The following is a 13374-nucleotide window of genomic DNA, read 5'->3' as shown; positions in this document are numbered from 1 at the left end:
AATCTATATTTCTTCGTAAATTGAATACATCTTTAATGGCAAAGAACTACCAAAAACATTAAAGAAAATCCATGCATCAAGTGACCATACAGCCTACATAGAAAATATGCTAGACTCATATATAGACGCTATCCTAAAGTCCAGGCCAATCATAGTAGCATGAACAAGGGGACAGGGACTTTGTCTTAAGACAAAGTCCCTGTCCCCTAAATCCGCTTATTTTAATGAGTAGCCGCCATCTACGACTATTTCTGCACCGTTTATATAGGATGCTTTGTCTGAAGCTAAGAACAGAACAACTTCTGCAATCTCACTTGGTTGCCCGTAACTTCCTCTAGGGTGTCCCTGTGATTGTTTTTCATAATTCTCTTTTCCGCCATATGCGTTAATGGCTAGGTCGGTTTCTGTAGGGCCAGGGGATATGCAATTGACTCGGATTCCTTGGTTCGCAAAGCGAAGGGCCGTGCTTTGCGTCATCGCGACAACGGCTGCTTTTGTCCCGCTATAAGCCGGCAGCATCGGATTGACCTTGTCGTTTCCGAGGATGGCTGCATTATTGATAATGACTCCATTTTTTTGCTTACTCATCCCGGCTAAGGCATATTTCATGTAGAGGAAGATAGCCGTTTGATTGACAGCAATTAACTGATTCCAGTCATCCAGCTTTACTCGAGACAATGGTCCCATTCCTACAGACAGAACGCCCGCATTGTTGAATAGAATATCAACAGTATGCCCATCAGTTTCAAGTGCTTTAAAAAAGCTTTCGATTTCTTCCACGTTTTCGTTATGGACTTGGTGAAAATGGGCCTTCCCGTTGCATTCACTCTCTACCTGATAGCCTTTGTTGCGATCTCTCCCAGTAAAATGAACGCTAGCCCCTTCTTTACAAAAGAAACGAACCACTTCCTTGCCAATTCCATCCGTTCCACCATTCACAATCACTACTTTGTTTTCGAACATCATGAGATCCCCTCCGAACATCATAGTAAAGTCATAAAATCTGTATATTCAGTATATAACATTCGTATCACCATAGGAAATCTAGGTACTCACCACTTAAGGGGACATGGACGTTATCTTATATGAAGGATTCGACCCCCACTTCTCCCTTCATTATGTGTGAGCCGTTCATGTTTAGTTCGCTTAACGGTTGCTTCCCAATCTTTTATATCAGAAGAAAGTTATTCTTACATTTTGTCATATCATTAGATTTGTAGACAATAACGACTTCACAGATAAATAGGGACAGGGATCTTGTCCTATAGAATCTAAACCTTTTACTAGATAGAATTACGTAAATAAGTATATGTTTAGAACACCACACAGATTTTGTAGAATAACTAAAGAGATGATTGCAGCCCTAGAAAATGAAGATGAAACTAATCTTCGTCTACTGAAGATTAATGCGGATAGTGAAGCAGGTAATAACTTAGTAAGAACTCTAACAAGAATTACATTCACCGCTGATTGTATTGGTACCCTTGGGTTAAACAGTTTGAAATAACAAACCCATAGATATCAATAAATTGAAGGCAGTATGTTCGTAGATAGCTACATTCTACATACACACTGCCTTTTGACTAAGGTTAATGTTTTACCCTATTCCAACGTTACGGTGAACCTTATCATAAGTAAATAAATTTTTTCACTTTCACTTTATACCGTACCGACTTTTTTCATTTGGAGAATAGAATTCCGCTTAACTGATGACAGAAAAGAAGGATGATGTGCTATGAAAATCATTGTATTCGGTGCAACGGGCGGTGTAGGCCAATCTGTTGTGAAGCAGGCATTAGAGAATGGTTTTGAAGTCGCGGCATTTGTACGGACGTCGGCGAAACTGAAAGTCGCAAATGAAAATTTAACAGTTGTCGAAGGGGATGCGTTCAACCAGGAGCAAGTTGCGGCTGCCATTGCTGGCCATGATGCGGTCGTATCATGCTTAGGCTCCAACCAGGGAATGAACAAATCGACCGATCTTCAAGAGATGGTGAAAAATATTGTGGCGGGCATGCAGAAGCATGACGTGAAGCGGATCGTCTACACGGCATCTGCCGGAATTGATAAAGAATTGCCAGGTATCAGCGGGAAATTAATGATGGGCGTGCTGAAGAATGCGCTAAAAGACCACCGGGCAGCTGTTGATATTATTCAAGCGCATGGACTGAACTACACGATTGTCAGGCCGATGGGATTGACCAATGATTCGTTTACAGGAGAATACAGAGAGTCTCTGACGGCTGTACCCGAAACATCAAAGACAATTCCGCGTGCGGACGTGGCCCATTTTATTTTAAAAGCGTTAACTGATGCGCAATATGAAAATACTTCTGTTGGGATTGCTACTTAAAACATTGCAAACTGTCCTGTATCCCCGGTCTTTATCCCAAATCTTTCTATAACAAAAGAGTGTCCAAAGCGAATTGACTTGGATGCTCTTTTATTTTGGCACACACCATGGATTTTACTAGCTAAGAGTTGGGAATAGAGCGGGAGACAGATCTGCTGAAAATGATTGGAATTTATAATACATATATCAAAGTGGAAAGAGAAGTAAACATATAAAACTTCATTAGGGTTATCACGGGGAGCTGCATCATAAGTGAATAAGGTTTTTTAAGTTATTTTTTTCAATTTTTAAATTTATTGGTTATTGAATATGTATAATGATGATAAGACATAACTAGAATCTTTGAGAACGTAATTTAAAAATGTTGATAAGGTGGTCATTCATATTTATTGCGATATTATCGTACATGGTAGAAGGGGAAGTATAAGTCAGGATAATTTAAACTATCAAACATAAATTCATTCAATCTCAAAGCCCGGAGATACAATATCTGACTTAGTATATGGATGGAACAATACGTGAGGAGAACTTTCATATGAAAAAGCTAGTAGGAACTTTAGTTTTTGTATTGATTATAGGGGCAATTGGTGTATTTGCGTTTTCGCAAATAAAACCGTTTGGAATCACTACTAATAGCAGCGCTGAAACTTCTTTAGTCCAGGATAGAATAGTGGAGTTGTCAGAGTGGACAACATTAAAGTATGAGTACAGCAAGGCAATAGTAAGCCGTACAGATAAAAATATACCACTGACTGATATTAATTTTGCAGAGGCGATAAAGCTAATCGAGTATTCTGGGTACTTGAAAGCAGGATCAGATCTTTCAAAACTTGAAGTATCGTATGATGAGGTATCCGAGCAATTATCAGTTAGAGTCCCAAAAGCACAAATACTCGATAATGTTGTAGAAACCGAGAAAACGACAATAGAAGATGTCAAAGGGAATATATTTTCCGATTCCCCTACTCAGAAAGTTTTTGATGACATAAATGCTGATAAAGCAACCCTTGAAGAAGAAAAAATCAGCCAAGGATTTTTGGAAGAAGCAGACAAAAGAACAGAGGAGTTGTTAACTCCTTTATTAAGCTCTATGGGACATGATGACGTTATCATCGAGTTTTATTAAAAAAATACTGGCAAAAATGGTGGTTTTCTGATGGACCGTTATCTGGAAGAAGTTAATTTGAGATAAGGTCCTAAATATGGTTGTTAATATAAGCTGAATATAAGTTATTGTGAAGCAATCATTGCTAGTAGCTTTGATTGCTTTTTTTATTGTAAGATTTGAATGGTCGTTTGCGAATGGCAATATTCAGCTAATGGTTGGCATTTGTGAACGAGATTTTTCTTAGAAAAGTGTTATTGTTCGAAGGAAATTTATAGCAAATAAGGAGGTATCCCAAAAGTAATTTAGGGATACCTCCTTATTTCTATGCATCAATTATTACTGTTCATCAATCTCCACAACAACTTCCTGTAGTCCCTCCTTATGCAAAGTCGCAAAATATATATTATGCGCATCTAAAAACATGCCTGTTGTTCCTGAAGTTCCCCATTTCACATCCAATGAGTGGGATGGGTGTAGCTGGAGCTGGTTGTCAGAAACTTGAACGGTGAAGTAGTGAGCGGGCATTTGTGGAAAGACAAGTGTATTTCCCTGTATAGCGGGAGTCGCTTCTCTGACGAGGTGGGGGACATCAATTTGATCAATGAGTTCCCCGTCCTTTGAGAGTAATAGTAAGGTGCCTCCTTTATTTGTCTGTGCTGCGACTACATATTGTTGGGCCGCTTGTACATAAGAAATGCTGTATATATAAAAATCTACTTGCGGCACAAGTTCAGAGGGTGCAGCAGTCAGTGCATTTGTTGCAGGGTCATAAACGGCGAAATGGAGCGCTGCCTTGGTTGCTTTGTCATTGAAATCTTGCCAAACGAGTAGCGCATTGTCGTCAGAAGCAGCTAGCATTGGCCAGCTAACGCGGTCATCTGCTTGTGAAAGATTTATTTCATGCAATATCTCGCCTTCATTTGAAATCGTAGAAACAATAACTTCCTTGCCGGTGCCAAGTTCGTTGACACCGCCACCGTTGACCCAACCATGGGACCAAAAAATGACGTGATGTGTATTTGTCGAGGCCACGTGCCCGGAATGTCCTCCGTCAAGCAGTGTTGCTTCATAGAACTTTTGCCAATTGTAATCATAGAGCTTAAAGCGTTGGGAAACGTTATTTGTTGAATCATAGCCATCCTCATATGTGATAATGCGTGTTTCCTTAGTTGAACTTGCGCTGACGGGTTCCTGTGCTTCAGGATCTGCAACGAGTGTTTCTACCTGAGTTTGTCCGATTTCTTTTTTATAAATATCATGTGTCCAGCCACCCTTGCGTTGTTCATCACTTTTTTCAGACCAAAGCACCGAGTTTTCAACAATGGAAACACCGTGCGCATATTGTCTTGTGTCCTCGGTCGGTTGAGCTTGCTGCGGTGAACAGCTAGCTAGTATGAAGAGGCCGGTTATTAGTAACCATTTTTTCATTGTCATTCCGCCTTTTATATACTTTTTCCCGTTTGGTGGGAAAAATAAGTATTTGAAGATTCGTTACATATGAAAACGCATCTAAATTTGGTGTCATCGGTTTAACGGGGTCACTTGCAGCAGAAGTATGCGTAACAATATTCATGTAATAGCCTTAGCAGATGCACTTAACTTAGTTCCAACTGACAAGAAAAAGCAGTATATGCACCCAGCCCCAGCGCATGTCACTGAATACATTGTGGCACAATTAAAATTAAATCAACATATTTATATTAAAAAAATGCAATATTAATAAATATAAATCCAATCTCACAAAGCAATAGCTTCGAGGGATTGGATTTTTGCTTAGCATTTCTACCACCATCTTTTGGTTATTATGTACTTAGACGAAAAAGACCGCACTTAAACTTATTACGGAGAGCCTTATTACAAAAAACGGTATAAAAGAGAGTGGAAGTTAAATCTTTAAATTAGTTAAGATAGGCCAATGGCTTGTCTTTTTTTGAGTTGATTATGGTGATTTAGCTCTACAAGAAAGGTCTTCCTTTTTCTATTTAATCATTTACATAAGGACATAACATATTGTAAGCCCTCTTTAATTATGTCTAAGTATGTTATGCTGATTTAGTTGACAATAAATATATTAGAATATTTAACGGGATTTATCTTATAAGAGACAGTTCTTCAGAGCATCATGAAAAATTACAAAGTCTATAGGCATATAAACTTTATATAGTTATTTTCATATAAACCTTTTGTAAAAAAACGGGGTTCCTTAGGCATGCTTTATGCCTAGGGAAGCTTTTTTATATGATAAGAATCGGGAGGTACATATGATAAAGTTCGAAAATGTAAGTAAAGTTTATAATGATGGATTTAAAGCAGTGGATTCCGTCAGTTTTGAAATTCCTGAAGGAGAACTTCTTGTAATTATCGGGCCTAGTGGGTCTGGAAAATCAACGACAATGAAAATGATTAATAGAATGATTCCACATACAACTGGAACTATTTCTATTGATGGTAAGGATATTACAAAATTAAATGCAGCAGAGTTGCGACGTAATATCGGTTATGTGATTCAACAAATTGGGCTATTTCCTCATTACACGATTGAAAAAAACATAGCGATTGTGCCTGATCTTAAAGGGTGGAGTGCGCAGGATGTTAAAAAGCGAGTGAAAGAACTGCTGGAGATGGTCGAACTGGATCCAGAGATATTCAGCAACCGCTACCCTAAAGAATTATCAGGCGGACAGCAACAGCGTGTTGGTGTTGCAAGAGCTCTAGCATCCAACCCGAGGCTTATCTTGATGGATGAACCATTCGGGGCACTGGACCCAATCACAAGAGAGCAACTACAAGGAGAATTAATTTCCTTGCAGCAAAAACTTAAGAAGACAATTGTTTTTGTCACCCATGATATGGATGAAGCGTTAAAACTGGGTGATCGAATTGCTATTATGAAAGATGGCAAATTACTTCAACTGGATACCCCGGAGAAGATATTACAAGAACCTGCATCCGGCTTTGTCGAAGAGTTCATTGGCAAGGAACGAATTATTCAAAACCCTGAACTCATGTCAGTTGAAGAGGTTATGGCGGAAACTGTCTTAACTTCTCTTCCAGATCGGTCTCCTGAAAAATCGCTTGCACTGATGCGCAAACATAAAAAAACAATGTTAGTTATCGTTGACGAGAACAAAGTTATGATGGGAATCGTATCGGCTTATGATGTGATCAAGCAAATGAATGAAATTAAAACGATTGAAGAGATTATGCTAACCAATGAACCGTTTCTTTTGAGCTCGCAAAGTGCCAAAGATGCAATTGTCATGATGGCGAATGCGTCACTCGGAATCATTCCGGTAGTAGATGAAACTAAAAGGATCGCAGGATTAGTAACTCGTGGAACGTTGCTTTCTGCATTGTCCAGTCAATGGACAGAAGTGGGGGCAACTAATGAATAAATTAAGTTTATGGGAACAAATTGTTCAACAAGCACAAATGCGATGGGTTGAGGTACTTGAGGCGACATTTGTTCATATACAACTAGTATTCTTTTCTATGCTGATGGCAGTAATACTTGCAGTTTCATTAGGTATTCTTATTACACGCGTACCCTCGCTAGTACCCTTAGTATTAGGTGGTACAGGTATTATGCAAACAATACCTAGTCTTGCAGTACTGGGTTTTTTAATCCCTATTTTTGGAATTGGTGTAAAAACAGGGATTGCTGCATTATTTTTGTATTCACTTTTACCGATTGTTCGAAACACCTATACAGGTATTAAAAGTGTGGATAAGGCGACGTTAGAAGCAGCTAAAGGAATGGGAATGACGAGCAGCCAGATATTATTTAAGGTTGAGCTTCCTTTATCCATTTCAATTATAATAGCTGGAATCCGTACCGCGGCTGTTATTAATGTGGGCAACGCTACATTGGCAGCATTTATAGGAGCTGGCGGTCTTGGAGATTTTATATTCCTCGGAATTACGCGTGGCATCGATGGTTTAATATTCCTAGGAGCTATCCCAGCAGCTATGTTAGCTATCATGCTTGAATTTTCCTTCAACAAACTTGAACGGTGGACTACACCAGAAGGGTTGAAATAGTATGAACAGAATAAAATTAATCTTTCTTTCTCTGACTTTTATTGCTGTTCTGCCATTAGCAGGGTGCATATTAACTAATGACGATTCTGTCACTGTTGGTTCACGAAACAATACAGAAAGTATTATTTTATCAAATATTATGGGTCAATTAATTGAAGAAAAAACAGATATAAAAGTAATATATCGAGAAAATCTGGGTGGATCTAATGTTGTTTGGAATGCATTAATGAATAGCAGTATACAGGTCATACCTGATTATACTGGTACGATTGTGATTACGTATTATGGTGAAACCCCCGGAACGGCCGAAGAAACCTTAGCGAAAACGAAGGAACTTGTGGCACAGGATGGGATTGTTGCATTTAATACATTCGGGTTTAATAATACGTACACACTGGCATTTGACGAGGCAGAAGCAGAGAAACTGGGTGTAGAAACCTTCAGTGACTTTGTGGAAGTTTCTGATCAATATACGCTTGGAGCCGTATTCGAATTTATTGATCGTCCCGATGGGTTGCCAGGATTTGAAGAAGAATATGGTCTGGAGTTTAAAGATGTCAAGGGAATGGATCATGGGATGATGTATCGTGCCATTGATGCAGGTGAAGTGGATGTAATCAATTCCTACACAACAGATGGCCAATTGCAGATCTATGATTTGAGAGTACTCGAAGATGATAAGTCTTATTTTCCGCCATATCACGCCCTTCCTTTAGTATTGGAAGAAACGCTCGAAAAGCATCCCGAATTAGAGGGAGTACTACAGCAGCTAGAAGGTGAAATTGATGAACCGACGATGCAAGCCATGAATGCTAAGGTGGATAACGAAGGCATGATGGTTGATTTCGTTGCAAAGGAATTTTTACAAGAAGCTGAATTAATTAAGTAGTAGAGAGGCAATGCACATTGCACAAATTTCTTCCCGTCTCGGCGGCGCATTGATCTTATTATTGGCCAGCATCTTCATCCCACTTTTCATTTGATATAATGACCCTAAAGGGAAAGGAGAAATCCTTTCCCTTTTTCTGATGGGATGTGAACACCGATGATACTTACTGAAATTATCAATGTGATTTTACCTGTCTTCATCTTGCTCGGAATCGGTTTTTTTGTGGGCAAGTTTATGACAATCAATTCAAAGCCGGTTTCCGATTTATGTATATATGTGTTCAGTCCGGCATTATTTTTCCATTCCGTCACCACTTCCTCCTTGGATCTCGGCGATTTAGGGAAGATTGTGTTGTTTGCCATACTGTTGTTTGTGATTTTTGCGTTGCTGATCAAATTATTGGGAATTATTTTTAGATGGAATCTGTCGTACGAAAATACGATGATGCTCGCCAGTGCTTTTCCGAATACCGGGAACTATGGGTTGCCGATTGTGTTTTTTGCATTCGGTGATGAAGGTATGGCCATTGCGATTATTTATGTCGTCATGCAATCATTGCTGATGAATTCTGCCGGAGTTTTTTATGCATCGAACCATGAGAAAACACCGAAGAAGGATATTTTCATTACGATAATCCGCATGCCTGGATTTATTGCCATCATGATAGGATTGTTTATGAAAATAGCTAACGTAGCGGTTCCTGAGGCGATTGGAAATGCCAGCGGGTTGCTAGGGCAGGCGGCAGTGCCGGTGTTGCTGACACTGCTTGGAATTACACTCGCTTCGATTCAAATAAAGACGGTACTGAAGTTTATCGGTACGGCGGCTATACTTAAATTGATCGCTTTTCCGGCAATCGGCTTTTTGTTGTTGGCATTTCTGTATCCAGGGGGCTCACTCGAATCAAAAGTGCTGCTGATTTCTGCAGCGACTCCTGCTGCAGCAACCACTACGCTTCTTGCCATAAAATTCGATATGAATCCGGATATGGTGTCCAGCGCAATGTTCGTCAGCACGTTAGCCAGTATTATCACGATTCCGGTATTACTGATGATTCTATAAGGTGAAACAAGAATAGGGGAAATGGATTGCTATGTAAAAAAGCATGGGATGAACAATTTTTGAACCGATAAAAAATTAAGAAGCTTATCTTGCTTGAACAAAAGTCACTCAAACCGAAATAGGCTGTATCCATGCCTTCACCTTAAAACTTGTTATAATAAAGGAGTGTCCAAAGCGAGTCGCCTTCGGATGCTCTTTTTTTGCGCACTACACGGATTTTAAGTTAGGGAGTTGGAATTTGAGATGAATAAAAAAGATATAGCAGAGATTCGCAAAAGTTTTAAGCTGGAAACCGATTTACTGAAAATCGCTGAAATTTATAACGTCTACATCAAGCAGGAAAGCAGTGAGATTTTTCACGAGGAGAGCCGCTCGTTTTCCATGTTGGACCGCGAGCAGCAAGAGCTGTTCCTGGCCAACTTCAAGAAGGTACTGGGTGGGAAGCTGGATCAGAAGCTATTTGAAGTGAAGTTCCAGCGTCCGGAAGAAGACCAGGCGGACCATACGCAGCACCTGTTATACGCGGGGCTTCATGCAGATGATGCAGCGAAATGGCAGGAAGATATGCAAACGATGGCCTTGAAGATGGTGGAAGACAAACAATATGAAAAAGACATGGTCATCACGTTCATTCGCGGAACTTATTTTAAAACGACGAAACGCAGTCCGGATGAAACGGAAGTCGACATGCGCGACGAAGTGTACACGACGCCGTTCATCCTTTGCAGCATGAACCAAACTGAGCTGCCGAAAAGTTCGCTCGTGTTTGATTTTGTCGAGAAGGAATTCAAGTCGAACTTGATGGCCGACCCCGTCATTAAACTGGCCTCGCCCATCGGCGGATTTTTGTTCCCGAGCTTTACGGACAACGCCGCAGACGTCAATCACATCCTGTATTCGGCGGGCAAAGCGAACAAACCGGATTTCCAGTTTATCGAAAATGTGTTGAACGGCGATGAAATCATGACGGCCGAAGAAGACAAAGCGGTATTTGAAGAAATCGTCAAGAGCATCATCGGCGAGGAAGTCAATTCGAAGACGCTTGCCAATGTCTACGATGAAATCAACAGCTTGCTGGCGATAGCGGAAGACGATGAGAACGACGAAGACAGTACGCCGACATTGGATACAAAAGAAGTAGAACGCGTACTGAAGGCAAGCGGCATCAAAGATGTCAGCACCGAAAAAGTGGAGCGGGCTTTCCAAAACGTCGTCGAAGATAAAAGCTATGAAATGAAAGCGAGCCACATCATTCCAAGCTATACGTCCAAATCGATCAAAATCAACACGAAAGTCGCGGACATCGCGATCAGCCCGCAAGACTTACGCTACGTCAAAGAAGTCAATTACAATGGCAAACGCTGCATCTTGATCGAAGTGGAAGAGGATACGATGATTGAAGGGTTTAAGTTGTTGGCGGAAGAGGAGTTGGAGGAGTAGGAGAGTTGGGTAATCTTTCAGCTAGTTAGCCGGAATGGCAAAGGGAGTACATCTCATTCAGAGATTCTGTGTGAAACCTTCGTTGATTGACACCTGCATATTTCAGTTTATACTCGCTTAGTCTATGATAGAAAGAAAAAAGGGGGAGATTGTATGGGCATAAAAGTGGGTATTATCGGGTGTGGGAGCATTACAAAAACGCGCCATGCACCGGAATATTTGGCGAATCCGTATGTCGATAGCATCGTATTTTACGACCGCAATCTCCACCGGTCCGAGGCGATGGTGGAGATGTTCGGCGGAACGGTCGCACAGAGCGTGGAGGAATTGTTTGCCGATCCCGATATCACAGCAATCAGCGATTGTTCGTCGAATGAAAATCACCGTTACTTCTCCACACAGGCGTTGTTGAGCGGCAAGCATGTGCTGTGCGAAAAACCGATTTCATTGACGCTGGCGCACGCTGCGGAAATTCTCTCGGCCCAGAAAAAGTCCGGAAAAAAACTGATGGTCGACCATAACCAGCGTTTTACGCTCGCGCACCAAAAAGCGAAAGAAATACTAGCTAGCGGTGAGCTTGGAAACGTATTGACGTTCTGCACGGCATTCGGGCATGCAGGCCCAGAAGCTTGGGGCATCAACAAGACCAATTCCACTTGGTTTTTCAAGAAAGAGCGTTCCGGATTCGGCGTCGGCGGAGATCTCGGCATCCACAAAATCGATTTACTGCATTATTTGCTCGATGACGAAATCGTCCAAGTGAGTGCGTTTCAGGGAGCTTTGCACAAAGTGGATGAAAACGGTGAAGCGATTGAAGTATGCGACAATTTGGTCTGCAGCTTGGTCACCGAAAAAGGCCGTCTTGGAAATGCCGCGTTCTCCTGGACGTATTACGGCGAAGAAGATAATAGCACCGTCCTGTATTGCGAAAAAGGCATTATGAAAATTTACCATAGCGATGACTACCAGCTTGAAATCATCATGCAATCCGGTGAGAAAGTGAATTATCAGCTGGAAGCGATCCAAACGAATGATAATCAGACGAACAGCGGCATCATTGACGCGTTTATCGATTCGATTCGTTTGGACCATGAGCCGCTTGTTACGGGAGAAGATGCGCTGAAATCGCTGAAAGTCATTTTAGGCATTATGGAAGCTGCTGAAACAAAACAAGTCGTCACCATCGAAAAAGAGTCTCTCCTTTATCAATAGGAGAGACTCTTTTTAAAGTTTATCCCGTTTTAATGGTCAGTTGATTCAGAGTTAATCACTCAAAAGTTGAAACCACAAAGCAATCTTTAGTAAAGTAATCAGAACCAATTAAAAGATGCTGAATGAATTCGGATACCGGAAGGATGAGTGAACGTGAACCCGATCGAGCAAATTTCACATCACTTCCCCATCGTCATAGTTGATGGTGCAATGGCCACAGAGCTTGAAAACTATGGCTGCGATTTGAATGACCGCCTATGGTCGGCGAAAGCCTTGATGGAAAACCCGGAACTGATCAAGAAAGTTCATCTGGATTATTTTCAGGCAGGGGCGGACTGTGCCATTACGGCCAGTTACCAGGCAACCATCGAAGGTTACAAAGAAAGAGGCTTGGCGGAACAACAGGCCATCGCTTTGATCCAAAAGTCTGTCGAACTTGCCGCATAAACGCGCGATGAATTTTGGAGCGGACTCAAGGATAAGTCGGGCAGGCCGAAACCGCTAGTAGCGGCTTCAGTCGGCCCATACGGCGCGTTTTTGTCTGACGGCTCCGAATACCGCCCGTGACCGAAGACGAGCTGGTGGCGTTTCACCAAGAGCGGATCCAAGTGTTGGCGGAAGCCGGGGCAGATGTTTTAGCGTGTGAAACGATTCCCTGCCTAGCGGAAGCAAAAGCGATCGTGAAGATCCTCCAAAATTTTCCGGACGTCTATGCGTGGTTCACGTTCAGTGCGAAGGACGATTTCCACATCAGTGACGGGAAAAAAATTTCCGCTTGTGCCGCCTGGTTGGACGGACAAACGCAAGTGGCGGCAATCGGCATCAATTGCACAGCGCCGCAGTTTATCGAGTCTTTGATTCGAGAAGTGACAAGCAAGTCTTCGAAACCGGTGATTGTGTACCCGAATTCGGGTGCAACATATGACCCCATAAGCAAAACATGGAGCGAGGAGCCTTCGGCAACTGCTTTTTCGGCCAACTCGAAAGTGTGGCACAAAGCCGGAGCACAAATCATCGGCGGCTGTTGCAGCACGGCGCCTGATGATATTGCCGCCACTTGCGTCTTGGGCTCGCGAGATAAAATTCTCAATAAGCTATTTGTAGGTGGGAACAATTGGTTATTTCTATAGAAAGGATTCTCTCATGCAGCTGATGCATGAGAGAATCCTTTTTTGGTAGCTAAAACGAAGGCTTATACAGCCGGTTCCTAACGAAAATTCTACCTAAAAAAGTAGAAATTTCCACCTTTGTAAGGTAGATTAATGCGAA

Annotated in this window: 10 protein-coding genes and 1 pseudogene; 9 read left to right on the top strand and 2 right to left on the bottom strand. The window is 41.6% G+C overall.

Annotated features, from left to right (window positions below):
- Positions 1 to 216 precede the first annotated feature (216 nt).
- Positions 217 to 966 carry an SDR family NAD(P)-dependent oxidoreductase gene (locus tag J7E21_RS11375; protein ID WP_215107714.1) on the bottom strand — a complete coding sequence of 250 codons (750 nt, stop codon included), beginning with the start codon at positions 964 to 966 and terminating at the stop codon, positions 217 to 219.
- Positions 967 to 1735: 769 nt separating this feature from the next.
- Here J7E21_RS11375 and J7E21_RS11370 point away from each other — a divergent pair.
- Together J7E21_RS11370 and J7E21_RS11365 are read left to right on the top strand one after the other, a co-directional pair.
- The gene (locus J7E21_RS11370) at positions 1736 to 2353 is read left to right on the top strand and encodes an NAD(P)-dependent oxidoreductase (protein ID WP_215107712.1); all 618 of its coding nucleotides are present in this window, start codon (positions 1736 to 1738) and stop codon (positions 2351 to 2353) included.
- Positions 2354 to 2888: 535 nt separating this feature from the next.
- Positions 2889 to 3479 (top strand): DUF4230 domain-containing protein, encoded by a 591-nt coding sequence (locus J7E21_RS11365; RefSeq protein WP_215107710.1) that lies wholly within the window; start codon positions 2889 to 2891, stop codon positions 3477 to 3479.
- Between the two features lie 318 nt (positions 3480 to 3797).
- Here J7E21_RS11365 and J7E21_RS11360 read toward each other — a convergent pair whose 3' ends face one another.
- Positions 3798 to 4889 carry a hypothetical protein gene (locus tag J7E21_RS11360; protein ID WP_215107708.1) on the bottom strand — a complete coding sequence of 364 codons (1092 nt, stop codon included), beginning with the start codon at positions 4887 to 4889 and terminating at the stop codon, positions 3798 to 3800.
- 833 nt (positions 4890 to 5722) lie between these two features.
- Here J7E21_RS11360 and J7E21_RS11355 point away from each other — a divergent pair.
- From J7E21_RS11355 to mmuM, 7 genes and pseudogenes are all read left to right on the top strand, one after another.
- Entirely contained in the window at positions 5723 to 6856 is a 1134-nt protein-coding gene (locus J7E21_RS11355; protein ID WP_215107707.1) for a betaine/proline/choline family ABC transporter ATP-binding protein, read from the top strand.
- A complete protein-coding gene (locus J7E21_RS11350; protein WP_215107705.1) occupies positions 6849 to 7502 on the top strand; it encodes an ABC transporter permease in 654 nt (217 codons plus the stop codon). Before J7E21_RS11355 ends, J7E21_RS11350 begins: the two co-directional genes overlap by 8 nt.
- 1 nt (position 7503) lies before the next feature.
- Entirely contained in the window at positions 7504 to 8391 is an 888-nt protein-coding gene (locus J7E21_RS11345) for a glycine betaine ABC transporter substrate-binding protein (protein WP_215107703.1), read from the top strand.
- A gap of 156 nt (positions 8392 to 8547) precedes the next feature.
- The gene (locus J7E21_RS11340) at positions 8548 to 9453 is read left to right on the top strand and encodes an AEC family transporter (RefSeq protein WP_215107701.1); all 906 of its coding nucleotides are present in this window, start codon (positions 8548 to 8550) and stop codon (positions 9451 to 9453) included.
- Between the two features lie 243 nt (positions 9454 to 9696).
- Positions 9697 to 10893, top strand: coding sequence for a DUF4317 domain-containing protein (locus tag J7E21_RS11335; RefSeq protein ID WP_215107699.1), 1197 nt, complete (start codon positions 9697 to 9699; stop codon positions 10891 to 10893).
- A gap of 153 nt (positions 10894 to 11046) precedes the next feature.
- The gene (locus J7E21_RS11330) at positions 11047 to 12105 is read left to right on the top strand and encodes a Gfo/Idh/MocA family protein (RefSeq protein WP_215107697.1); all 1059 of its coding nucleotides are present in this window, start codon (positions 11047 to 11049) and stop codon (positions 12103 to 12105) included.
- A 153-nt stretch (positions 12106 to 12258) separates the two neighbouring features.
- Positions 12259 to 13209 (top strand): annotated as a pseudogene (gene mmuM, locus J7E21_RS11325) (homocysteine S-methyltransferase).
- The last annotated feature ends 165 nt before the right edge of the window (positions 13210 to 13374 follow it).

This window comes from Planococcus sp. ISL-109, from assembly GCF_018613655.1.
Lineage (GTDB): Bacteria > Bacillota > Bacilli > Bacillales_A > Planococcaceae > Planococcus.
The sequence above is the reverse complement of the archived record's forward strand: the minus strand, read 5'-3'. Positions and strand labels throughout refer to the sequence as shown.